This is a genomic window from Mesorhizobium sp. M0751, assembly GCF_040320265.1.
Classification (GTDB): Bacteria; Pseudomonadota; Alphaproteobacteria; order Rhizobiales; family Rhizobiaceae; genus Mesorhizobium.
The window spans coordinates 18,367-42,388 of record NZ_JAMYPH010000005.1 but is presented as its reverse complement, the minus strand read 5'-3'; the positions used below and the strand labels follow the sequence as shown (position 1 = coordinate 42,388).

Annotated in this window: 20 protein-coding genes; 10 read left to right on the top strand and 10 right to left on the bottom strand. The window is 63.7% G+C overall.

Annotated elements, in window-relative coordinates; translation table 11 throughout:
• Window positions 1–122 precede the first annotated feature (122 nt).
• The 4 genes from NKI19_RS10340 (at window position 123) to NKI19_RS10325 (ending at window position 5,841) form a co-directional block, all read left to right on the top strand.
• Window positions 123–797 carry a response regulator transcription factor gene (locus NKI19_RS10340; protein WP_352469008.1) on the top strand — a complete coding sequence of 225 codons (675 nt, stop codon included), beginning with the start codon at window positions 123–125 and terminating at the stop codon, window positions 795–797.
• Window positions 798–803: 6 nt separating this feature from the next.
• Window positions 804–2,273, top strand: a complete 1,470-nt coding sequence (locus NKI19_RS10335) for an ATP-binding protein (protein WP_352566139.1) — start codon at window positions 804–806, stop codon at window positions 2,271–2,273.
• A complete protein-coding gene (locus NKI19_RS10330; RefSeq protein ID WP_352490856.1) occupies window positions 2,273–5,239 on the top strand; it encodes a bifunctional [glutamine synthetase] adenylyltransferase/[glutamine synthetase]-adenylyl-L-tyrosine phosphorylase in 2,967 nt (988 codons plus the stop codon). Before NKI19_RS10335 ends, NKI19_RS10330 begins: the two co-directional genes overlap by 1 nt.
• Before the next feature lie 146 nt (window positions 5,240–5,385).
• Entirely contained in the window at window positions 5,386–5,841 is a 456-nt protein-coding gene (locus tag NKI19_RS10325; RefSeq protein ID WP_352566141.1) for an EF-hand domain-containing protein, read from the top strand.
• 253 nt (window positions 5,842–6,094) lie between these two features.
• Here the strand turns inward: NKI19_RS10325 and NKI19_RS10320 are convergent, their stop codons facing one another.
• The 4 genes from NKI19_RS10320 to NKI19_RS10305 form a co-directional block, all read right to left on the bottom strand.
• Window positions 6,095–8,422 carry a PAS domain-containing sensor histidine kinase gene (locus NKI19_RS10320; RefSeq protein ID WP_352490858.1) on the bottom strand — a complete coding sequence of 776 codons (2,328 nt, stop codon included), beginning with the start codon at window positions 8,420–8,422 and terminating at the stop codon, window positions 6,095–6,097.
• 180 nt (window positions 8,423–8,602) lie between these two features.
• A complete protein-coding gene (merBA, locus tag NKI19_RS10315) occupies window positions 8,603–10,900 on the bottom strand; it encodes a bifunctional organomercurial lyase/mercury(II) reductase MerBA (protein ID WP_352566143.1) in 2,298 nt (765 codons plus the stop codon).
• A 96-nt stretch (window positions 10,901–10,996) separates the two neighbouring features.
• On the bottom strand, window positions 10,997–11,293 hold the full coding sequence (locus tag NKI19_RS10310) for a heavy-metal-associated domain-containing protein (protein ID WP_352490860.1): 297 nt from the start codon (window positions 11,291–11,293) through the stop codon (window positions 10,997–10,999).
• A gap of 21 nt (window positions 11,294–11,314) precedes the next feature.
• Window positions 11,315–11,725, bottom strand: coding sequence for a mercuric transporter MerT family protein (locus NKI19_RS10305; protein WP_352490861.1), 411 nt, complete (start codon window positions 11,723–11,725; stop codon window positions 11,315–11,317).
• An 85-nt stretch (window positions 11,726–11,810) separates the two neighbouring features.
• Here NKI19_RS10305 and NKI19_RS10300 point away from each other — a divergent pair, with 85 nt between their 5' ends.
• A complete protein-coding gene (locus NKI19_RS10300; protein WP_352490862.1) occupies window positions 11,811–12,233 on the top strand; it encodes a MerR family transcriptional regulator in 423 nt (140 codons plus the stop codon).
• Window positions 12,234–12,260: 27 nt separating this feature from the next.
• On the opposite strand, the gene pepN is transcribed toward NKI19_RS10300, so the two are convergent.
• Window positions 12,261–14,906, bottom strand: coding sequence for an aminopeptidase N (pepN, locus tag NKI19_RS10295; protein WP_352566144.1), 2,646 nt, complete (start codon window positions 14,904–14,906; stop codon window positions 12,261–12,263).
• Between the two features lie 153 nt (window positions 14,907–15,059).
• Here pepN and NKI19_RS10290 point away from each other — a divergent pair, with 153 nt between their 5' ends.
• Together NKI19_RS10290 and NKI19_RS10285 are read left to right on the top strand one after the other, a co-directional pair.
• Window positions 15,060–15,284: a hypothetical protein gene (locus tag NKI19_RS10290; protein ID WP_352566214.1), complete on the top strand. Its 225-nt coding sequence runs from the start codon at window positions 15,060–15,062 to the stop codon at window positions 15,282–15,284.
• Window positions 15,281–16,258 (top strand): DMT family transporter, encoded by a 978-nt coding sequence (locus tag NKI19_RS10285; RefSeq protein WP_502894781.1) that lies wholly within the window; start codon window positions 15,281–15,283, stop codon window positions 16,256–16,258. The genes NKI19_RS10290 and NKI19_RS10285 overlap by 4 nt, the downstream gene beginning before the upstream one ends.
• On the opposite strand, the gene NKI19_RS10280 is transcribed toward NKI19_RS10285, so the two are convergent.
• The 3 genes from NKI19_RS10280 to NKI19_RS10270 form a co-directional block, all read right to left on the bottom strand.
• Entirely contained in the window at window positions 16,259–17,074 is an 816-nt protein-coding gene (locus NKI19_RS10280) for a helix-turn-helix domain-containing protein (RefSeq protein WP_352471021.1), read from the bottom strand.
• A 105-nt stretch (window positions 17,075–17,179) separates the two neighbouring features.
• Entirely contained in the window at window positions 17,180–18,061 is an 882-nt protein-coding gene (locus tag NKI19_RS10275; RefSeq protein ID WP_352501793.1) for a uracil-DNA glycosylase, read from the bottom strand.
• Between the two features lie 37 nt (window positions 18,062–18,098).
• Window positions 18,099–18,743: a hypothetical protein gene (locus tag NKI19_RS10270; RefSeq protein ID WP_352501794.1), complete on the bottom strand. Its 645-nt coding sequence runs from the start codon at window positions 18,741–18,743 to the stop codon at window positions 18,099–18,101.
• Between NKI19_RS10270 and NKI19_RS10265 the strand changes: the two genes are divergently transcribed.
• From NKI19_RS10265 to NKI19_RS10255, 3 genes are all read left to right on the top strand, one after another.
• Window positions 18,694–18,876: a hypothetical protein gene (locus NKI19_RS10265; protein ID WP_198023574.1), complete on the top strand. Its 183-nt coding sequence runs from the start codon at window positions 18,694–18,696 to the stop codon at window positions 18,874–18,876. The genes NKI19_RS10270 and NKI19_RS10265 overlap by 50 nt on opposite strands.
• 105 nt (window positions 18,877–18,981) lie before the next feature.
• Window positions 18,982–20,661, top strand: coding sequence for an electron transfer flavoprotein-ubiquinone oxidoreductase (locus NKI19_RS10260; protein ID WP_352566146.1), 1,680 nt, complete (start codon window positions 18,982–18,984; stop codon window positions 20,659–20,661).
• 111 nt (window positions 20,662–20,772) lie between these two features.
• Window positions 20,773–21,369 carry a DUF922 domain-containing protein gene (locus NKI19_RS10255; protein WP_352566148.1) on the top strand — a complete coding sequence of 199 codons (597 nt, stop codon included), beginning with the start codon at window positions 20,773–20,775 and terminating at the stop codon, window positions 21,367–21,369.
• A 30-nt stretch (window positions 21,370–21,399) separates the two neighbouring features.
• On the opposite strand, the gene NKI19_RS10250 is transcribed toward NKI19_RS10255, so the two are convergent.
• On the bottom strand, window positions 21,400–22,437 hold the full coding sequence (locus NKI19_RS10250) for an endonuclease/exonuclease/phosphatase family protein (protein ID WP_352566150.1): 1,038 nt from the start codon (window positions 22,435–22,437) through the stop codon (window positions 21,400–21,402).
• 80 nt (window positions 22,438–22,517) lie between these two features.
• Window positions 22,518–24,020, bottom strand: coding sequence for an AMP nucleosidase (locus tag NKI19_RS10245; protein WP_352540756.1), 1,503 nt, complete (start codon window positions 24,018–24,020; stop codon window positions 22,518–22,520).
• Window positions 24,021–24,022 lie beyond the last annotated feature (2 nt).

Below are 24,022 nucleotides of genomic sequence, written 5' to 3'. Positions count from 1 at the left end.
CATGCTAAAACAAAGACTTACCGCGTATCCCTGAATCACTTTGTTCGCGATACGTCATGGAGAAGGCCACGATGCATATGCCGGCCACTCAATCTTCCAGCGAAATCGCGTATAACGGTTCTATGAAGATTCTCGTCATAGAAGACGATCGCGAGGCAGCCGACTATCTGCAGAAGGCGTTCGCCGAGGCCGGCCATACCGCCCATGTCGCGGGCGACGGCGAAACCGGCTTCGCGCTCGCCGATTCCGGCGACTATGACGTCATGGTCGTCGACCGCATGATGCCGCGCCGCGACGGCCTGTCCGTCATCGCCGGGCTCAGGTCCAGAGGCAATACGACGCCCGTGCTGATCCTGTCGGCGCTGGGCGAAGTCGACGACCGGGTCACCGGTCTGCGCGCCGGCGGCGACGACTATCTGACCAAACCCTACGCCTTTTCCGAACTGCTCGCCCGCGTCGAGGTGCTGAACCGCCGCGCCAGCGCCAGGGAAGCCGAAACCGTCTACCGGGTCGGCGATCTCGAACTCGACCGGCTGTCGCACTCGGTGCGGCGCGCCGGGCGCGAGATAACGGTGCAGCCGCGCGAGTTCCGCCTGCTCGAATATTTGATGCGCCACGCCGGCCAGGTGGTGACGCGCACCATGCTGCTCGAGAATGTCTGGGACTACCATTTCGATCCGCAGACCAACGTCATCGACGTTCATATCTCGCGGCTGCGAGGCAAGATAGAGAAGGGCTTCGACAAGCCGATCCTGCACACGGTTCGCGGCGCCGGCTATATGCTGAAAAGCGGCTAGAACCCCATGGCTCTTTCCGTGCCGGCCATCATGAGGACGACGGCAGCGCGGCTTTCAGCGCTTTATCTTCTGCTTTTTGCGCTGTGCGCGGTGTTGCTGGTCTTGTACATGACCTCGCTGTCGGCGCGCATGCTGACCGCCCAAACGCAGGAGACGATCAACGACGAGGTGCTCGGCCTGGCCCGCGCCTATCAGCGCGGCGGCCTGCCGGTGCTGGTCCGCGTCGTCGAGCAGCGCTCCCGCCAGCCCGGCGCCAATCTCTATCTGATTGCCGATGCCAACGGGCAGATCCTGACCGGCAACGTGCAGAGCCTGGAGCCGGGCGTGATCGAGGCCGAGGGCTGGACCACCGAACCGTTCTCCTACCGCCGCTTCGGCGAGGGCGAGCTCGAGCGCCAACGCAACCCGGTCTCCGACCCGAACGAACCCGCCCAGAGCGAAGTACAGGCCGAAGGCGAGAAGGGCCATAACGCCATTGCCCTGGTGCTGCGCCTGCCCAACCAGATGATCATGCTGGTCGGCCGCGACCTCGGCGAGCCGGAGCGCTTCCGCGCCGTTATTCGCCGCGCTCTGATGCTGGCGCTCGGCATGATGGGCGTCGGCGGGCTGCTGATCTGGTTCTTCGTCGGGCGCGCGGCGCTGAAGCGCATCGACAGCGTATCGGAGGCGAGCCGCCGCATCATGGGCGGCGATCTTTCCGGCCGGCTGCCGGTCACCGGCGCCGGCGACGAGTTCGACCGGCTGTCGGAAAACCTCAATTCCATGCTGGCCCGGATAGCTACGCTCAATGAGGGTCTGAAGCAGGTCTCCGACAACATCGCCCACGACCTGAAGACGCCGCTGACCAGGCTGCGCAACCGCGCCGAAGCGACGCTTTCCGGCAAGAACAACACCAGCGACTACCGGCAGGCGCTGGAAGGAACGATCGCCGAATCCGATCAGCTGATAAAGACCTTCAATGCCATCCTGATGATCTCGCGCTTGGAGGCCGGCTACTCCTCCGAAAGCACCACCAGGGTCGATCTGGCCGCTGCCGTGCACGACGTCGTCGAACTCTACGAGCCGGTGGCGGAGGAGGCGGGCGTGACGCTCGAATCTTCGGTGCAAGGTTCTTTCGTCGTCAACGGCAATCGCGAGCTGATCGGCCAGGCGCTGTCCAACATCGTCGACAATGCGATCAAATATTCGACCGACTCGACGTCCAGGCCTACGGTTCGCGTGACGCTGGAGCGTGTCGGTGGCGAGATCAGGCTCGCCGTTTCCGACAACGGCCAGGGTATTCCTGACGATGTCGACCGCGCCAGGGTGACCGAGCGTTTCGTGCGGCTGGAAAAGAGCCGCTCGCAGCCGGGTTCCGGCCTTGGCTTGAGCCTCGCCAAGGCGATCATGACGTTCCACAATGGACGGCTTGAGCTTCTGCCCGGCAATCCCGGATTGTCGGTTGTCATGAGTTTTCCCGGGCGGGAGGATCGCTGATGGTGGCGAGGATAGCAGTGCGACGCCTGGAAGCGGACTGGCTGTTGAAGCCCGCGCTAAAGCTCGTTCCGCTGGATGCAGGCCGCGCCAGGCAGGAATTGTCGGAGATCGCCGACGCCGCGCGGCAAAAAGAACTGCCGCGACTGGCGAAATTTCTGGCCGGCGAGGGGGTCGTCCAGGATTTCCTCGCCGCCGTGTTCGACCTGTCGCCGTTCCTGCGCGATACGGCGCGCCGCCGGCCGCGGATACTCGATGCGCTTTTCGACGGGACGGTCGAGGCGCGGCTGGCATCGATCGGCGCCGCGGTCGACAAGGCAGCACGCGCAGAGGCCGTCTCCGAAAGCGGCCTGATGATGGAGCTGCGTCAATTGAAGGCGGAGGCGCATTTCCTGATCGCCTTGGCCGATCTCGCCGGCGAGGCCGAGACCTCGCTGACGGTGCGGCGACTAAGCGAGCTTGCCGACGCCTGCACGCGTGCGGCCGTCGATTTCCTGCTCCGCGACGCGCATGAGCAGGGCAAGCTCCGATTGCCAGATCCCAAAAATCCGGCGCGACGCTCGGGCTGGATTCTGCTCGGCATGGGCAAGCTCGGCGCGCATGAGCTGAACTTCTCCTCCGACATCGACCTCGTCGTCTTCTTCGACCCCGATGCGCCTGCCGTCGTCGATCCGCTCGATGCCACAGAGCTGTTTTCGCGCCTGACCCGCCGGCTGGTCCGTATCCTCCAGGACCGCACCGAGCACGGTTACGTCTTCCGCACCGATCTCAGGCTTCGTCCCGACCCCGGCTCGACGCCGCTGGCGATCCCGGTCGAGGCGGCGCTGCGCTATTATGAGGCGCGCGGCCAGAACTGGGAGCGCGCCGCCATGATCAAGGCGCGCCCGGTGGCCGGCGATGTTGCCGCCGGCGCCGTGTTCCTGAAGGAACTGCAGCCCTATATCTGGCGCAAATACATGGACTATGCGGCGATTGCCGACGTCCATTCGATCAAGCGCCAGATCCATGCCCACAAGGGCCATGGCGAGGTCGCGGTCAAAGGCCACAACGTCAAGCTCGGTCGCGGCGGCATCCGTGAGATCGAGTTCTTCGTCCAGACCCAGCAGCTCATCGCCGGCGGCCGCTTTCCCGAACTGCGCGGCCGCGAGACCGTGCCGATGCTCGGCGAGCTCGCCACGCGCGGCTGGATCACCGCCGACGCGCGCGATGCGCTCACCAGGCAATACTGGTTCCTGCGCCGCGTCGAACACGCCATCCAGATGGTTGCCGACCAGCAGACGCATATCCTGCCGGAGGACGAAGAGGGGCTGGAGCGCGTCGCCCGCATGCTTGGCTTTGCCGATGCGGCTGGCTTTGCCGAAACGTTCCGCGCCGCACTCCACCAGGTCGAGCGCCACTATGCAGCGCTGTTCGAAACCGCGCCGGAGCTTTCGGCCGGCATCGGCAATCTGGTCTTTACCGGCGACGTCGACGATCCCGATACCCTGCAGACCCTGCAGCGGCTCGGCTTCCAGCGGCCGAGCGACATCTGCCGGGTTATCCGCGGCTGGCACTTCGGCCGCTACCGCGTCACCCGGTCGGCGGAGGCGCGCGAGCGGCTGACCGAACTGACGCCGGCGCTGCTGCAAGCCTTCGGCCAGACGCGGCGGGCGGACGAGGCAGTGATCCGCTTCGACGAATTCCTTGCCGGCCTGCCTGCCGGTATCCAGCTGTTTTCGCTGCTGCAGTCGAATCCGGCGTTGCTGAAGCTGATGGCGACGATCATGGGCGCGGCACCGCGGCTAGCCGCCATCATCACGCGCCGGCCGCATGTCTTCGATGGCTTGCTCGATCCGGCGCTTCTGAGCGAACTGCCAAACCGCGCCTATCTGTCGGCGCGCCTTGCCGCCTTTCTCGAAGGCGACAGGGCCTATGAGGACGTGCTCGACCGGCTGCGCATCTTTGCTTCGGAGCAAAAATTCCTGATCGGCGTCAGGCTGCTTGCCGGGTCGATCGATCCGCCGCGTGCCGGCCGCGCTTTTTCCGATCTCGCCGACCTGACCATCGAGGCGGCATTGCAGGCGGTAATGGCGGAATTCGCATTGCGTCATGGCTATGTTGCCGGCGGCAGGGTGGCGCTGCTCGGCATGGGCAAGCTCGGCAGCCGCGAACTGACGGCGGGTTCCGACGTCGACCTCATCCTGCTCTACGATCACGACGCCGATGCCGAGGAGTCCGACGGCGACAAGCCGCTTGCCCCGTCGCATTACTACAGCCGGCTGACGCAGCGGCTGATCGCCGCCGTTTCCGCGCCGACCGCCGAGGGCGTGCTCTACGAGGTCGACCTTCGCCTGCGGCCGTCCGGCAACAAGGGGCCGGTGGCCACGCATGTCGATGCCTTCAAGAAGTATCAGCGCCAGGACGCCTGGACGTGGGAGCACATGGCGCTGGCGCGGGCCCGCGCGATCGGCGGCGATGCCGAGCTCTGCCGCGAGGTCGAGGGAGAGGTTGCCGCAGTGCTCGCTCTGCCGCGCGATCCAGCCAAGGTGATGGCCGAGGCATCCGAGATGCGCGCCATGATCGACAAGGAGAAGCCGCCGCGCGATCCCTGGGACATCAAGCTGATCCCGGGCGGCCTCATCGATCTCGAATTCATTGCCCAGGTTGCGCTGATCACGGGAAAGATCGAGGCAGGCCGCAGGGCCACCGGCACGGCTGAGGTCCTATCGCGCCTGGCGCCGGATTTCGCCAGCGCCCAGGTCAGGCAGGAACTGGTGGATGCCTATTCGCTCTATCTGGCGCTGACTCAGATGATACGGCTTTGCCTCACCGGCGCGTTCGAACGCGATGACGTTCCGCCAGGACTTTCCGATCTGCTTCTTGCGGTCTCCGACCTGCCGGATTTCGGTGTGCTTGAAGCGCACCTCAAGGAGACGTCGCAGAAGGTCAGAAAGGATTTCGACCTTCTGCTTCGTGCGAAACAACCCTGACGGCAACCAGCCGTACGGGCGAGAGCATCGGACCCAAAATTGCGACCTTTTTTTGGGAGGTTCCGATGCTCAATCAAAGAGATAGAGCGGGGGATTGAAGGTCCGCCGCTCTAGCATCGGGGGTGACGATGCAACAGGAGAAGACCATGAGAAAGACAACCAGACTTGCACTCGTTTTCGCAGCCCTGGCCGGCGCCGTCGGCACCGCAGCCTATGCAGACGAGCACTCCGGCGCCGCGCCGCGCGACGGCATGATGATGCGCCTCGGCAAGGTCATGAAGGACAATGACGGCACCATCACCTTCGACCAGTTCTCCGACGCAATGAACGCGCGGCTGAAGAAGATGGTCGCTGACAATGGCGGCAAGCTGACCGTGGCACAGCTCGCCGACGCGCTGGAGAAGGCGCGCTTCGAGCAGATGGCCAGGCGCATCATCGCCCGTTACGACACCAAGGGCGACGGCACGCTGACCGCCGACGACACCACCAGCCGCCAGAAGAAGGTCTTCGCCATGCTCGACCGCGACAATGACGGTAAGATCGAGAAGAACGAACTGCCGAAGAGCGGTAAATGGGGTGGCAGCGGTAACGGCATGCAATAAATATAATCGTATGAACTCCGGCGGCACCTGCCGCCGGAGACACAAGGGTTCCATTTCTTCGCGCCCCCCTCTGTCCTGCCGGACATCTCCCCCACGAGTGGGGAGATCGGATTGCGCTCCGGGCTTCGCCAACTTTCGACGTTGCAGAAAAAGAGCTGGCGTAAATGAGAGCCAATCTCCCCCCAAGTGGGGGAGATGTCCGGCAGGACAGAGGGGGCGCTGTCCCGCCGACTTTTCGAAATTTCCAAACGCTTTACGCCGCCGCCCTGACCGCCTGCGCGGCTTTCTTGATTGGGATGCGTACCGAGACGATCGTGCCGACGCTTTCGGTCGAGCGGATCTTCAACGCGCCACCCTGAAGCTCGGCCAGCGAGCGCGAGATGGCGAGGCCGAGGCCGGAGCCGGCATGGCTCTTGGAGAACTGGTTTTGCACCTGTTCGAATGGCCGCCCTAGCTTGCTCAGCGCCGCCTTCGGGATGCCGCAGCCATTGTCCTCGATCGTCAGGATCAGCGCGCTGGAAATGCTGCGGGCTCTGACCGAGATGTGGCCGCCTTGCCCGGTGAACTTCACCGCATTGGACAGAAGGTTGATGAGGATCTGCTTGATCGCCCTGCGGTCGGCGAATAGCGTCAGCGAATCGGCGATGCGGGTTTCGACGGTGATCGATTTTTCCGCCGCCTGCAGCGAAACGACGCGAACCGTTTCCCTGATAAGCGGGCAGAGATCGATTTCTTCCTGGTCCAGCGCGAACTGGCCGGCCTCGATCTTCGACATGTCGAGGATGTCATTGATCACACCGAGAAGATATTTGCCGCTGCCGTTGATGTCGGTGGCGTACTCTTCGTAGCGCGGCGAACCCAGCGGCCCGAACAGACCCTGTTCCATCAGTTCCGAAAAGCCGATGATCGCGTTGAGCGGAGTGCGCAACTCGTGCGACATGTTGGCCAGGAATTCGGATTTGGCCCGGTTCGCCGCTTCCGCGCGCTCGGTTTCCTTCATGTATTCGCGATTGAGCTCGACGAGCTCACGCGCCCGTTCTTCTTCCGCCCGGCGGGCAAGGCTGAGGTCATGGATCGTTGCCATCAGCCGGCGCTCGCTGTCGACCAGTTTCTCCTGGTGCAGCTTGATCTGGGTGATGTCGGAGCCGACCGAGACGGTGCCGCCGTCCCTAGTCCGCAACTCGTTCACCTGCAGCCAGCGGCCATCGGCAAGCTGCCGCTCGAAGGTCACGCCCCCCTGCGGTCCGTTGGTATTGGCAAGCCGCCGCTCCGAGGCGAAGGCCAGCATGCGTTCTTCCAGAGCGGCGCGCGGAGCGCCCGGCATCACGTCGCGATCCGACAGGCCGTTGTCCTGCTGGTATTTGGAATTGCACATGATCAGGCGCTCGGACGAATCCCACAAGACGAAGGATTCGTTGATGTTTTCGATGGCTGTCCTTAGGCGCAGGTCCGCCGCTTCGGAGCGCAGCGCCAGGTGCCGCTGCTCGGTGACGTCGACGGCGATGCCGATCAGCTGGATCTCCGGCGCCTCCGGGTCGATAACCTGTGCTCTTGCGCGCATCCAAACCCATTGCCCGTCGGCATGGCGCATCCGGAACACCTGATCGATGTGGTCGATCTCGCGTGCGACGATCCTGTTGGCGAGTTCGAACAAATCGCCGTCCTCGGGATGAATGATTTCGTCGACTTCGCCGAACGACAGCATCGTGTCGCAAGGCTCGTAGCCCAGCATGTCGTACATCGAGCGCGACCAATACATCTTGCCGCGCACCATGTCCCAGTCCCACAGGCCGCAGCGGCCGCGCACCAGCGCCATGTCGATGCGCTGGTGGGCTTCGAGATAGATGCGGTCGGCGGCCTGGGCACGCGCTGCCTGGCCGAAATAGGCGTAGAGGATGACGATCAGCACACCAGCCGTCAGCACGAACAGCGTGACGTTGAGCGAGACGGTCTTGCGCCAGGCGTCAAAAACTGCCTCCTGCGGCACGAACGCTGCCGCGGCACCCCTTCGGCCATTCGCCAGGCTCACTGCCGCGTACCAGTCCTGTCCGCTGATGCTGACCTCCATCACCCCGGCGCGGTCGCCGAACATGAATAGCGGCTGCCCGCCCTGCACGACGCCATCGAGCGAACGCCCCTCCCAGTGCATCGACTGCGGCGATACGGCAATGATCTTGAAGGCACTGTCGGTGATCGCCAGTACGTGGCTTCGGCCCATCGCGCCCTGACGACCGGTGCTCTCCAGCAGGTCCTGGATCGCGCCGGGCGCGGAAACCATGGTCGCGTCGGCGGCGATCGAACTGGCCAGTTGGCCGGCGGCCAGCGCAAGGATCGCCTTGGCGTCGCGCTCGATCTCGTCGCGCTCGTTCATCAGCGACAGAAAGCGCAGTACTGCGATGATCAACAGAAAGATGATGATGAGGGCCGGTATCGATCGCCGCAACAGCGGCTCGGCTGCCAGCAGCCGTCGGTAGGCAGGTTCGGCGATGAGCCGCGTATTGCCTGCGAGACCGTCGCTTCGCGCCGCGCGCCGCTCAAAAGCCGTCCCACCGGGCGCGCCCCACGCGTCCGCCTTCGCCATAAATGGCACTCCCCGATTTCTGTCCCGCTTGACGATCCGGCAACGCCGCACTTCCGAATCGTCACTAAAGAATCAAAGGTGATTCGCCTTGTCCAGAGGCGCGGCGAAAAAACATTAAAAATCGACTAAAATTAGCCGCACGGCGACGCTTTTGGCGCTACCGGCGCAATCTGGCGGTGTTCAGCCGGCACAACAAGACAGCTTGGCGATGTCCTTGTGAAACGACAGCGCCGCGAGCTTCAGGCCCTCGACAGTGGTGAGATACGGAAAGATCGTGTCGGCGAGGTCGTCGACGGTGAGTCCTTGCTTTATCGCGAGCGTCGCGGTCTGGATGCTGTCGGCGCCTTCGGGCGCGAGGACATGTGCGCCGAGCAAGCGGCCGCTGCCGGCATCGGCGACGAGCTTGATCAGGCCGCGGGTGTCGCGTGCGGCAAGCGCACGCGGCACCTGGTCGAGACCGATCGTCGAGGCGCGAACGGCATACCCGGCCGCGCGCGCCGCAGCCTCGGTCAACCCGACGCTCGCTACCTGCGGATCGGTGAATACGATGGCTGGCATAGCGCTGTTGTCGTAGCGCAGCCTGTCGCCGTTGAGGGCGTTCCTGGCGGCGAGCTTGGCGCCGTAGGCGGCCATGTAGACAAACTGGTCGCGGCCGGTAACGTCGCCGGCGGCATAAATGCCGGCTTCCGTCGTACGCATGCGGTCGTTGACGACGATGCCGCCCCTCGGCGAGACGGCGACGCCGCGCTCGGCCAGCCCAAGGCCTTCGATGTTGGGCGTGCGGCCTGTGGCCAGGAGGACCTGATCGGCGTCGATCGCAACATCCTGGCCATCGCGTGCGACGTTGAGCGCAATTCTCTTGTCAGTCTTTCGGATCGCGCGGTAGGCGATGCCGGAGACCACGGTGATGCCTTCGTCTTCGAAGTACCCCGTCAGCGCCGCGCCGATCTCGGGCTCGGCCTCCGGCAGCAGGCGGGACCGGCACACGAGCGTCACCTTGACGCCGGCTCGCGCGAACATCTGAGCAAGCTCCGCCCCGATGTAGCCGCCACCGATGACGAGCAGCGACTTCGGCAGCTCCTCGAGGTCGAGCGCAGTCGTGCTGGTCAGGTACGGCACAGCCTCGATGTCCGGAATGGCGGGGACCGCCGGCCGAGCCCCGGTCGCGACGATGATCTTGCTAGCGGGAATGCGCGCGCCGTTCACGTCTACGCCGCCGTTTGCGAGTCGTGCCGCGCCCTCGCTGTAGGCGATACGATTGTAGGCCGGCAGCAGGTCGATGTACTTGGCCTGACGCAGATCGGAAACGAGAGCGTTCTTCTGACGAACAGTTCCGCGCCAGTCGATCAGTTCGGCGTCGGCCGTGATGCCGGCAAAGCGCACGGCGGCTCGGGCATTGTGGAGCGTCTCCGCAGCGCGGATCAGGGTCTTCGACGGGACGCAGCCAATATTGACACAGGTGCCGCCGACGGTCCCGCTACCGATAAGGGCTACCTGCGCCCCCTGATCGGCGGCCGTGATCGCGGCCGAAAAGCCGGCCGAGCCGGCGCCGACGACGGCAAGGTCGTAGGCGCCGCCGTTGCGACCGCTCACGCGGAAGGAGCGGTTTGCCAATGGGATGATCGTCGGTGCCGGGCCGGCCGGTCGTGATGTGCTGCCAGTCCCGATACTGCCGTCGCTGTGTTCTGCTGCATCAATGCCGGCCAGGCTCGGCCCGAAGAGGGCCCGACCGGCCTCCAGACCTTCTGGGATCGACAGCCGAAATCCGGCATCGTCCGCAGCCTGTTCACGGCGCCAGGCGGAAAGATGGTCATCCGAACAGAAGAAGGCGGTCGTCGCGCATAGCGAAGTCGCCGCGCACGCGCCTTCATAGCCAATATTCTGCCACATGACCGCCGTCCCCGGCTCAACCTGGGCCAATGCCAGGCCGTGGTCCTGCGTGGTGATCCGGATCGGTGCGCCACAGTGGCGGCAGCGCGATGCAACCGCGACGTCGTGGTTGGTCATGGCGCTGATGCCGAGCGCATCGACCGCGCACATGGCATTGAGAACGCGTCCGTCCAGCGTGACCCGGTGGCCCGTGTCTCGATCGGTGAAGGGATAGGCGCCGACGATCCGCGCACCGTCGAGCACGACCAGGTCGCGACGGCGGAGTTCCTCGAGCAACGGCGGGACGGCCGCCTCACGCAGACCCACGTGCCTGGCGATGACGCCTTGGGTCGGCGCTCGCCCGAGTTCGGCATAGAGCCTAAGCAGCGTAACGCGAATGCCGTCCGTGGCAGGATCATAGCCGCTCCAGCGATTGAGCACATGGTCGGACCCGACCATAGCCAGCAGGGCGTCCTGGGCCGCCGGCGACGTGACCACCGACCAGTCCGGAAGCGTCACGCCCGGCCGCACGGCATAGCTCGGCAGTGTCGCGCATGCGGAAGCAGACGCCTTGTGCAGGGGCGAGGAGGATACGCAGCAATCGTTCACGGCTTTTACGCCTTCCTTGTGGATCGTCGTCTCGCGGCGCAGCAGATCGCGGCAATCACGGCGCCGGCAGCGCCTGTGCGTATCAGGTCATTCATGTCAACTGCCTCGCTGCGGCATCGGGCGGGCGGGATAGCCGGCATTCATACTGGCGGCCGCGATGGCATCCGGTGTCGTCTTCGCGTCGTCGAAGGTCACGGTCGCGGTCTTGGCTTCGAAGGAGACGGCCACCGCCGTGACGCCCGGGACCGCCGCCATCGACGTCTTCACGATATAGGGACAGGACGCGCAGGTCATGTTGTCGACAGCGAAGGTGATGGCGCGTTCGGCGGCAACGGCAGCCGGCGCTATCAGCATCGACGCGAACAGGGCGAAAGCGCCCAAGCTCTTCTTCATGGGACAGGTCTCCTTTTGGTGTCAGACGCGGAGCAGCAGCGGGGCGACGTAATCGAAGGCGAAGGCAGCGATCACGAGCACGGTCGCGATCCAGAGCCCGAGTTGTACGAGACGGCTGGGGATCGGACGTGCGCAGGCAGCATCATTGGCGCAGGCCCGCCGTGGCTTCCAGTAGACGAGATAGAAGCCATATCCGAGAAGGCCTGCCGTTCCGGCGACGAAGAGCGGCTTGTATGGCGCGAGCACCGTCAGATTGCCGATCCACGCGCCGCCGACGCCGAGGCTGAACAGCACGAGCGGAATGATGCAGCAGGACGAGGCGGCGAGCGCGCCGAGAATGCCGCCGATCGCGACCAGGCGCTGTCGTACGGTCTCGCTCCGCTCGAGCACGGTCGTGGCAGGCCCCGTGACTGCTGTTTGCGAGGCAACCATCTCCGGCCTCTCTTTGCTTGCCGAAATCCCTAACGCGACGTAGCATGCTGTCTGTAGTCGCTACAGGGTCAAGAGGGTTTTTACGATGCGCGATCAAGCCGTGGTGAAGGGTCTGCAGCGGGCCGAGCTTGCCCGGCGGACGGGCTGCAACCTGGAGACCGTGCGTTACTATGAGAAGGTCGGCCTTCTGCCCGAGCCGCCCCGTACGACGAGCGGCTACCGCAGCTACGACACCATGCATGAGCGGCGCCTCCGCTTCGTGCTGCGGGCGCGCGCGCTCGGCTTCTCCCTCGATGAAATTCGTGAGCTGCTGCGTCTCGTCGACGAACGCGACCGGCCGTGCGCTGAGGCACGCACCGTCGCCGCCGCCCACCTCGACGACGTGCGGGCGAAGATCGTCGATTTGAAGCGGATGGAGCGGGTGTTGAAGGACGTGGTCGCGCAATGTGCCGACGGCACGCTGCCAGAATGCCCTCTGATCGAGACATTGTTCAGCGAAGCCGGCTGACACCCGTCGTCTGAATATCAACGCACCTTACGCCAGGGTGCGCTCGACGATGTCTCGCAAATCGGCCGACAGCTTCTCGGTATCGGCGATTGAAAGTAACGCCTCCCGTGCCTTGGCCTGCCGCACCGGTTCGAGCGAGCGCCACGACCTGAGCGCCGTCGCCAGCCTGGCGGCCACCTGCGGGTTGCGTTTTTCGACCTGTAGCACCGTTTCGACGAAAAGCTGGTAGCCCTCGCCGTCGGCGCGATGGAAGCCGGTCTGGTTGGCGCTGGAAAACGTGCCGATGAGCGCGCGTACCCGGTTCGGGTTGGCCATCGAGAACGCCGGGTGGCTGGTCAAGGCGCGCACCGCGTCGACGGTTTGCGGGCCGGGCACGCTGGCCTGGATCTGGAACCATTTGTCCATGACCAGCGGATCGGTTGCATATTTCGCCTCGAAATCGGCCAGTGCCTTGGTCGCCTCAGGTGAGCCGTGGTGACGGTGCGCAAGCACGGTCAACGCCGCGGCACGATCCGTCATGTTGGTCGCCGATTGGAAGTGCCGGGCAGCGAGTCCCGCACCTCCCGGCAGCAAGGAGAGATAGTCCAGCAGGACATTGCGCAACGCCCGCCGCCCGGCACTGGCCGCGTCCGGGCTGAACGGGCCATTGTCGGCGAGCCGATCGTAAAGGTTGGAGAATATCTCGCGGTTGGCCTCGGCGATAGCAACCGCCAGCGCCTCGCGCGCCGCGAAAATGGCGTCGGGGTCGATGTTCTTGCCGATGTCGCGGGCAATATCGGCCTCGCCGGGCAGTGCCAGCGCCAGCGCCCGATAGGCGGGTTCGAGCGCTTCGTCGCCGGCTATCTTGCCGGCAAGCCCGGTCAGCCGGGCGCTGAACTCGGGTTGCCTGTGATCCAGGATCTGGCGGAAAGCGGCAATCAGCGCATCGGTCAAAAGCGTGTTGAACGCCTGCCAGCGCGAGAAGGCGTCGCTGTCGTGGCCAGCCAGAAAAAACTGGTCGTCGGGCTGCTGCTCGACCGAAAGCGTCACCGGCGCCGAAAAGCCGCGGTTGAGCGACATGGCCGGCCGCTCGGCAATCCCGGAAAACCTGACGACATGGCGGCGTTTGCGGATATGGATGACACCGTCCTCGACATTCGCCCCTTCGACGCCGGTATGGGCTATCGCCTCGCCACCGGCGCCAACCAGGCCGAAGGCAAGCGGAATGTGCATCAGCCGCTTGCGGCTTTCCGCCGGTGTTGGCGGCACCGACTGCTCGATTTCGAGCGTGAATTCCCGCGCCGCAGGATTATACGCCGAGCTGACGGTCAGGTTCGGCGTACCGGCCTGATGGTACCACAGCGAAAACTGCGACAGGTCGCGACCGGAAACGTCTTCGAACACCTTGATGAAGTCTTCGATCGTCGCCGCCTGGCCGTCGTGACGTTCGAAGTAGAGGTCCATGCCGGCGCGGAACGTCTCGGCGCCGAGGATGGTATGGATCATGCGCACGACTTCCGAGCCTTTTTCGTAGACCGTCGCCGTGTAGAAATTGTTGATCTCGCGGTAGCGGCGAGGCCGGACCGGATGCGCCAGCGGCCCCTGGTCCTCGGGAAACTGATGGGCGCGCAGCGTACGCACCTCGGCGATGCGCTTGACGGCGCGCGAGCGCTGATCGGCCGAGAATTCGTGGTCGCGGAAAACCGTCAGCCCTTCCTTCAGGCAAAGCTGGAACCAGTCGCGGCAAGTGATTCTATTGCCTGTCCAATTGTGGAAATACTCATGCGCGATGATGGCCTCGATATTGGCGAAATCGGCGTCGGTCGCGGTTTCCTGGTCGGCCAGAACGTATTTGTCGTTGAAGATGTTGAGACCCTTGTTCTCCATTGCGCCCATATTGAAGTCGGACACGGCGACGATGTTGAAGACATCGAGGTCGTATTCGCGGCCGAATGCCTCCTCGTCCCATTTCATTGACCGTTTCAAAGCGTCCATGGCGTAGCCGGCGAGCCTCTCCTTGCCCGGTTCGACATAGATTCCGAGCTCGACCTTTCGGCCAGACAGGGTGACAAAACTGTCCGAGATCTTGCCGAGGTCGCCCGCCACCAGCGCAAACAAATAGGACGGCTTGGGGAAGGGGTCGTTCCAGACCGCATAGTGCCAGCCGCCGGCAAGCTCGCCGCCATCGGCCGGGTTGCCGTTGGACAAAAGCAGCGGCGCCTCACGGCGCTGAGCTTCGATGCGGACCGTGTAGACCGACAGGATGTCGGGACGGTCGAGGAAATAAGTGATGCGGCGAAAGCCTTCGGCCTCGCATTGTGTGCAATAGACGTCGCTCGAGCGATAGAGGCCCATTAGCGCTTCGTTCTGCGCCGGCGCCAACACGGTTTCAATTCTCAGCTGGAAGCACCTTGTCGCAGGGGGGCTGATGATTGTCAGTTGATCGGGCATGGCGAGAAAATCCGCAGGGCTCGGTTCCTGGCCGTCGATGGCGATGCTGCGGAGCGTCAGCCCGTCGCCATCCAGCACCAGTGGCACCGACGCCGCAATCCCGTCGCGGCGTTCGACCGTCAGCACGGCGGTCACATGCGTTGCTTCAGGCGAAAGGCGGAAAGTCAGGCTGGTTTCCGGAATGAGATAATCACTGGGGCGATAGTCTTCGAGCTTGAAGACCTGGCCGGTATCTGTGCGCATTCCTTGATTTTTCCTGTCGATCCGGGAGCGGCGGGCGGGTCCGCTGGTCAAATAATTTGAAGTCTGCGCTCTTTACACGAAACGTTCCCTCGACAAAACTGCAGCGACGTCTATTTCAGGCGATCATTTCCCAAGCATCATCGCGAGGCTTCCATGACCGTCGTCACGCCGAAATTCGGAACGAGCGCCTCTGTGTCGCGTCGCGAGGATATGGCCTTCATCAAGGGCGCGCGGGAGGCGGGTACGATCGGGTCGACGCCTGCCGCGCTCAATGCGGTGACCGACGCGCTCTACCGCACCTACGGCATCAGGCATATCGACATGCCGGCAACGCCGGCGTGCATCTGGGCGGCGATCGAGGAAGCAAAAGGGGCGTGACAGCCAGACCGGATTTGCCAGTGCTTGCAGCTGGCGACCTTGCCGGCGAGCACAGCACGCTGACCGGGATCTTGCTCAAGATCGTATCGGTGGCGGTCTTCGTCGGCATGTCGTCCTGCATCAAGGCGGCAGGCACCGTGCCGGCGGGCCAGATCGTCTTCTTCCGCTCCTTCTTTGCCATTTTTCCGATCATCGCCTTCCTCGCCTTCCAGGGAAAACTCGGAACCGCCTTTTCGACAAAGCGCCCGCTCAACCACATTGCGCGCGGCGTCGTCGGTGTCTGTGCCATGGGGCTCGGCTTCTTCGCGCTGACGCGGCTGCCGCTGCCGGAGGCGATCACACTGAACTACGCGCAGCCGCTGCTGGTCGTGGTGTTCAGTTCGATCTTCCTCGGCGAAGCCATCCGCATCTATCGCTGGAGTGCGGTTGCCGTCGGCCTGGTCGGGGTGCTGATCATCTCGTGGCCGGAACTGACGCTGCTCAGTTCGGGCGCTGCCCTTGGCGATCAGGAGGTGCTTGGCGTCATCGCCGCCCTCATAGCCGCGGCGATCTCGGCCATCGCCATGCTCCTGGTTCGCAACCTCGTCCAGAGCGAGCGGACGGCGACCATCGTGCTGTGGTTTTCGGTAACCGCGAGCGTCATGGCGCTGCTTTCGCTGCCATTCGGCTGGCAGGCGCTGACGCCAGCACAGGCGGGGCTTCTGATTGCCGCGGGTTTTTGCGGCGGGCTTGGCCAGATTCTGATGACCTCGGCCTATCGCCATGCCGAGGCTTCCGTCGTAGCACCTTTCGAATACACTTCGATGATCCTCGGCGTCGTCGTCGGCTATCTGGTCTTTGGCGACGTCGCCACGATCAACATGCTGGTCGGCGGCATGATCGTGGTTGCGGCGGGGATTTTCATCATCTGGCGCGAGCGCCAGCTGGGTCTCGAACGCACCCGCACCCGCAAGGCCGTCGCGCCGGAAGGGTGATCAGCCCGCTGCGTCGGTCCGCTCTTTCGCCAGCCGCATCAGCACCGCCCGCGTCTGCTCGTCGGCGGGGAAAAAAGATTCGATCGCCAGCTCCGCCAGCGTCACGTCGAGCGGCGTGCCGAACACGGTGATGGTGCTGATGAACGACAGCACCGCGTCGCCATGGGCAAGCTTGAGCGGATGGACAATCGCGTTCGGTTCGACCGGCGCCGGCCGGCTGCTTTTAAGGCCGGACGGATAGGCCCGAAGCTCGCGCTCGAGCTCGACCAGAACCGGATCGGCGGCAGCGTCGTTCTGCCGCTTCAGCCGCTCCAGAAGATGCGTCCGCCATTCCGCAAGGTTGACGATGCGCGGCGCGATGCCGCCGGGATGCAGGCTGAGGCGCAAAACGTTGACCGGCGGCTTCAGCAGGGAGGCGTCGGCGACATTGGCGAGGAACGGGCCGATGGCGGCGTTCGCCGACACCAGGTTCCAATGCCGGTCGACGGCAAGCGCCGGGAACGGCTCGTGCGCCTTGAGCACGGTCTCGACCGCCGCCATCGCCGGTGCCATCGAGGCATCGTCAAGTGGTCGTTCGCTGAAGCTCGGGGCAAAGCCGGCGGCCAGCAGCAGCTGGTTGCGCTGCCTGAGCGGGATCGAAAGCTGCTCCGCCAGATGCAGCACCATGTCACGCGAGGGTGCGGCGCGGCCGCTTTCAACGAAACTCAGATGCCGCTGCGAGATCTCGGCCTCCATGGCGAGGTCGAGCTGGCTCATGCGCCGGCGTGTACGCCATTCGCGAATGAGACTGCCGGCGGAAATCTGGGCTGCTGTCATAACGAGATGACTAGGCCGGCAGTGGGCGCATTTCAATTACCTGCGAGATCATGATGCCGCCCTTCCTTCCTCGCAAGGGGAGGACGGAAGACGCGTTCTGCACCGTTACCCAAGTGCCCGCAACTTCGCCTTCACTTCGAGGAAATCCCGCCACGCCAGCTTCTTGTGCGCAGGCGTTCTCAACAAATAGGCCGGATGCAGGGTCGGCATGGCGGGAATGGCGACGCCAGACGGGGTCGTGTGGACGCGCCAGTTGCCGCGCAGCCGCAATATGCCTTCGGAGGTGTTGAGCAGGGTCTTTGCCGACGGGCCGCCGAGATTGACCAGCACCTTCGGATTGACCAGTTCGATCTGCCGCTCGATGAACGGCCGGCAGATCTCGGTCTCGTGCGGCGTCGGCGTGCGGTTGCCCGGCGGCCGCCAGGGAATCACGTTGGCGATGTAGGCAGATGTCCGGTCAAGACCGATCGCGGCCAGCATGCGGTCGAGCAACCGGCCCGAGCGGCCGACGAACGGCAAGCCCTCTATGTCCTCGTCGCGGCCCGGCGCTTCGCCGACCAGCATCACCGCGGCAGTCGGATTGCCGTCGGCGAACACCAGGTTCTTGGCGGTGAATTTAAGATTGCAGCCGTCGAATGCCGCCATGTGCTGGCGAAGCTCGTCGAGGTTTGCCGCCGATCTCGCCAGTTGCCGCGCCAATGCCGCCTGCGCCTCGTCGGGCACCGTTGACATGGCCGGGGACGTTCGCACTGCCGGTGCCGTATTCGGTCTCTCGCCCATTTCGCCGCGCGACACGCTCGTCGAGCGATGAGGCGATGCATTTTCACCGGCCGGCAGAGCGGCCGCCGCAGGCACCCGCTCCGGCGGCCTGGCTTCTGCAAACCTGTTTACCGGCTGTTCTTCAAGTGCCTCGTCGACGCCAGCGCTGGCGTAGAAGGCCAGCAGCTCGGCGAGATCGGCTCGGCTAGTGTGGGGGGCGGCAGTCATGGTTTCACATTCGGCCGCGGAGCTTGAATTTGCAAGTTCAGCTCGACGGTATGCGCGGATCCTGCACCAGATAGAACGTCCAGCGCGGCGTGTAGTCGGTGATCAGGAAATAGAAGCTGGCGGTCTTCAGCGGATCGATCTTGCCGTTTTTGAACAGCAGGCGGTCATACGGTTCGAAATTGCGGTCGAAATCGGCGTAGCTGCTCGACCAGATATTTTCGGGCGTTTTGTTGCGCTGGTCGAACGACAGGCCGTCGCCGAACACGCTCGGCTGGTCGAGGATCTCCTGGAGTTCGAACTGGAACTCGACCCAGGCTTGGCCGCTATTGTTGAGCACGTCGATGCGCATATACATCAGACCATTGGCGAAGTCTCCCGCCTTGCCGAACGGCTGGATCGGCCTTGTCGTGCGAATGGCCAGCGTTACCGGCGTCGCTGAATTCAGCTCTTCGGTGATGACCAGCGGATCCTCTTTCGTGCCGATGCCGGAAGCCCCGGTGATGCGGAAACCGCCGCGCTCGTCGGAAAAGGAATAGGCGCCGGTCGCCCAGACCAGTTGCTGCTCGGCACGGGCATCGAAGGCCGTCAGTGGCAGAAGCGCCAAGAGCGTCGCACGGCAAAACCGGCCGGGCGTGAAAAAAAAGCGCGTCGATGAAAAGCCAGCCGGCCCGAATATGCGCATGGCGGGAAGTATGGCCGATAAGCAAGCCGTCGAACAATTAAAAACATCAGTGCGACATATCTGTGCAAACGGAATAGGATTGAAGATTGATGCTCGTCACCGCGAATCTGTGCGGCAGGACGCGACTTTTTGACGAAATCGGTATTGTCACGTCCGCGCCGGTTTCCCGTCGCTATTTGATGCGCTATGCAGCGCGTGAGCCAGCAAGATGCCGGAATTGCGAGCCAGTGAGGGATCGATGAGCGATATCGAACGCGAAAGCATGGAATTCGACGTGGTCATCGTCGGCGCCGGCCCGGCCGGCCTCGCCGCCGCGATCCGTCTCAAGCAGGTCAATCCCGAGCTTTCCGTCGTCGTGCTGGAAAAGGGCGGCGAAGTCGGCGCGCACATCCTGTCCGGCGCCGTCGTCGATCCGATCGGCATCGACCGGCTGCTGCCCGGCTGGCGCGAAGAGGAGGGTCATCCCTTCAGGACACCGGTCACCGACGACCATTTCCTGGTTCTCGGCCCCGCCGGTTCGTTCCGTCTGCCCAATATCCTGATGCCGCCGCTGATGAACAATCACGGCAACTATATCGTCTCGCTCGGCAATGTCTGCCGCTGGCTGGCGACCAAGGCCGAGGCGCTGGGCGTCGAGATCTATCCGGGCTTTGCCGCGGTCGGCCTGCTCTACAACGAGGCCGGTGCGGTCACTGGCGTCGTCACCGGCGACATGGGCGTCGAGAAGGGCGGCACGCACGGTCCGGGCTTTGCGCCGGGCATGGCGCTGATGGGCAAATATGTCTTGATCGGCGAGGGCGCGCGCGGCTCGCTGGCCAAGCAACTGATCGCCAAATACCACCTTTCCGACGGTCGTGAGCCCGGAAAATACGGCATCGGCCTCAAGGAACTCTGGCAGATCAAACCGGAAAACCACCGGCCGGGCCTTGTCCAGCATTCCTTCGGCTGGCCGCTCGATTTGAAGACCGGCGGCGGCTCCTTCCTCTACCATCTCGAGGACAACCAGGTGGCAGTCGGCTTCGTCGTTCACCTGAACTACAAGAACCCCTATCTGTCGCCCTTTGACGAGTTTCAGCGCTTCAAGACCCATCCGGCGATCCGCGGCACCTTCGAGGGTGCCAAGCGGCTGGGCTATGGTGCCCGCGCCATCACCGAAGGCGGCTGGCAGTCGGTGCCGAAACTGTCCTTCCCTGGCGGTGCGCTGATCGGCTGCGCGGCGGGCTTCGTCAACGTGCCGCGCATCAAGGGCTCGCACAATGCCGTGCTCTCCGGAATGCTGGCGGCCGAGCATGTCTGTGGTGCGATAGCCGCCGGCCGCACCAATGACGAGCTGGCCTCCTACGAGGCCGCCTGGCGCGCCACCGATATCGGAAAGGACCTGAAGAAAGTGCGCAACGTCAAGCCGCTATGGTCGCGCTTCGGCACCATTGTCGGCGTCGGCCTTGGCGGCCTCGACATGTGGCTGAACACGCTGTTCGGCTTCTCGCCCTTCGGCACGATGAAGCACGGCAGGGCCGACTATGCCACGCTGGAACCGGCCGCCGCGCACCAGAAGATCGCCTACCCGAAGCCGGACGGGGTGCTGACCTTCGACCGGCTGTCGTCGGTGTTCCTGTCCAACACCAACCACGAGGAGAACGAGCCGGTGCATCTGCTCGTCGCCGACATGGACCTGCAGAAGCGCTCTGAGCATGACGTCTATGCGGGACCCTCGACGCGTTACTGCCCGGCCAGCGTCTACGAATGGGTCGACAAGGATGGCAATGCCGCCGCCGATCCTGCGGCCAAGGATGTGCGCTTCGTCATCAACGCGCAGAACTGCGTGCACTGCAAGACTTGCGATATCAAGGATCCGAACCAGAACATAAATTGGGTGCCGCCACAGGGCGGCGAGGGCCCGGTCTACCAGAACATGTAAGTCACAAGGTTTGCTCCGGACTAGACAAGATGAGGAGCAGCGCAACCGTAGGATTGTTGAATAAACCGCCTGCCTGTGTTTCCTTTCTGCGGCGACAGGGAGGAAGGAAAAATGCGCCTGGCAGTTCTGACGAGCGTTGTGGCGATCGGGGCATTGTGCGCCCCTGCAGCCTTGGCCGGCACTAACGTGCTGGTCAAGACACGAACTTACAACATTGCCGGAACCACCGGCGCGGCCCTGATCGAGGCCATGGATCGCAGTGGGCCGAAGCACGGCTTCATGACCCACGCCATCGCGCAGACCGGCTACAGCGTCGATGATTGGACCTTCGACGCCCAACGGGAAAACGGCGTCTGCCGCCTGCGCCAGGCCAACGGGACGCTCAATCTCTTCTATACTTATCCCAAACTAGTCTCAGCCACGTCGCCTGCGCTGCAGAAGCGCTGGAGGCGGTTCTTCGCTGGCGTCCGCGCCCATGAAGAGACCCATGGCCGCATCGCCAGACAGATGATGCGGGCCACCGAAAAGTCGGTTCGAGGGCTGACAGTCGGTGATGACCCGCACTGTTTCGAGGCACGTCGCGAGGCAAAGCGCCGGATCAATGCCATCTATGCCGAATACGAGGCAAAGCAGATCGCCTTCGATGCGCACGAGCATCGCGACGGCGGCCCTGTCGAGCACCTCATCCGCGCTTTTGTGGGCCAGTAATAAGCCAGGTCGAGATTGGACTGCGGATTTTCAGCTTCGCGTCCCGCCAGGCAGCGCCGCAAGCGCGGTCGCCGTCTGGTGCTCGTCGAGCGGCTTTTGTTCATCCGACCGAAGCGAAAACTCCACCAGCACCGGCAGATGGTCTGAGCCGGTGTCCTCAAGGGTCGACGCCGAACGGATAACGATGGCGCCCTTGCTGAAGACCTGGTCGATCGGCAGTCCGGCGAAGCGCAGGAAATCCGGCAGCCTTCTGTAGAGCCAGGTCGGCCCGACCGACGGCATTACAGTCAGCTTGCCAAGCGATGCGACGCGCCGGACGGCGGCGCTCCATGGCGCTGCGTTGCAGTCGCCTGCCAGGATCGACGTCTCGCCAAGCGAGGCGATTTCGTCAGACAACCCTCCAATCTGCCGTGATTGGTTGTGCGGCCATGGCCAGGTGAGGTGGATGGCGGCGACATCGACGTCGGTTCCGCCGAAATCGACCGTGGCGATCGCCATCGCGCCGCGGCTGTCGCAGTGCGGCTCCGTGCCTATGGCAAACGGTCGTCTGGACAGCAGCGCAACGCCGAACACGCCATTGGGATATGGGCAGAGGATCCGGTAGGGATAGCCGCCGGATAGCAGCCCAAGCTTTGCCTTCCACATCTCGGACACCTCGTCGAGGGTGATAACATCAGGCTGGGTCCGGCCGATCAGCGACAGCACCTTCTCAGGCGTTGGATTGTTGAACCTGAGGTTCATCTGCAGCAGGCGGTAGACTGGCTCGTCACCGGGTTTGGCTTCGTAGGCGGCCTGCACCTGCCATAGCCGCGAAAGCGGCAAGGCATTCGGCGTGGTAGCAAAGGAGGCTATCGCAAACAGCAATGCGGCCGCGGCCTGCAGGCGAAACGAGGTGGCGAGCAGCGGCAGCGCGCAAAGCGCCATCAGCACCGAAAAATGGACGCGGAAATGAGCAAAGGCATCGAGGGCCGGATGCAGCGATCCGAAGAACCCGGCCACCAGCGCGGCCGAGAGTGCAAGCATTACGACGAATGCCAGCGCAACCGTCATGTCCCGAACACGTGCCATCGCCTTGTCTATCGGCAGAAGTGCGGCTCAATCAAGATGACGAAATGTCCTGACCTGGACCGACACATGCGATTCGGCATTTACTGGAAGGCAGTTTCTGAAAAGCTCCTGAGTTTGCGCGAATGCAGTCGGTCCATCGGCATTTCAGCCAGCTTCTCCATCGCCCTGATGCCGATGGTCAGGTGCTGCGCTACTTGCCGCTTGTAGAACTCGGTCGCCATGCCCGGTAACTTCAATTCGCCATGCAGCGGCTTGTCGGATACGCAAAGCAGTGTGCCATAGGGCACCCGGAAGCGGAAGCCGTTGGCGGCGATCGTCGCCGATTCCATGTCGAGCGCGATCGCCCGCGACTGCGACAGCCGCTGGACCGGCCCGCGCTGGTCGCGCAGCTCCCAATTGCGGTTGTCGATAGTGGCGACGGTGCCAGTGCGCATGATGCGCTTGAGATCATATCCGGAAAGCCCGGTGACCTCGGCGACCGCTTCCTGCAGCGCCACCTGGATTTCGGCTAGCGGCGGGATCGGCACCCAGACCGGAAGATCGTCGTCGAGGACATGATCTTCTCGTACATAGGCATGGGCCAGCACATAATCCCCGAGCGCCTGCGTGTTGCGCAGGCCGGCGCAATGGCCGAGCATCACCCAGGCATGCGGCCGGAGCACCGCAATATGGTCGGTGATCGTCTTGGCGTTGGAAGGCCCAACGCCGATATTGACCATGGTGATGCCGCCATGATTCGGCTTCTTCAGATGATAGGCCGGCATCTGCGGCAGGCGAGGCGGCGCAGCACCCTCACCGGGCGCGCCGTCCCCTGCTTTGGTCACGATGTTGCCCGGCTCGACGAACTCGACATATCCATCACCGCCATTGGCCATCAATTCGCGTGCACGGGCGACGAATTCGTCGATGTAGAATTGGTAGTTGGTGAACAGCACGAAGTTCTGGAAATGCTGGGGACTGGTCGCCGTATAATGCGACATCCGGTGCAGCGAATAGTCGATGCGTTGCGCGGTGAACGGCGCCAGCGGCCGTGCCTCGCCCAATGCCACTTCGAACGTGCCGTTGGCGATCTGGTCGTCGGTGCCGTCGAGATCCGGCACGTCGAACAGGTCACGGATCGGCCGTTTGATGCGCTCGGCAGCAGTCCCGTCGACATGCGTGCCTTCGAGGAAGGCGAAATGCAGCGGGATGGGAGTGGTCGATTCCGAAACCGTGACGGGAACGCCGTGGTTGCGCATGATCAGCCGAAGCTGTTCGGTGAGGTAGCTTTCGAAAAGAGCAGGCTGGGTGACGGTGGTTGAGAAATGCCCCGGCGTCGGCATGTGGCCATAGGCCTGCCGCGAGTCGATTTGCGTGAAGGAACTCGTGGTGACGCCGATCTCCGGATAGAAAGCCCGGTAGCGTTTGTTGTTGTCGCCGCCCGCGGCGAGCGCGGTAAATGAATCGCGCAGGAACTTGGTGTTGCGGTCGTAAAGCACCTGTAGGGCGGCGACCGCCTTCTTGGCGTCGTTGAAGCTCTGCCGGCCAAACGGCTCCGGCGTGACCACCGATTCAATGGCTTGGGGATAGATTCGCTTTTCCATGA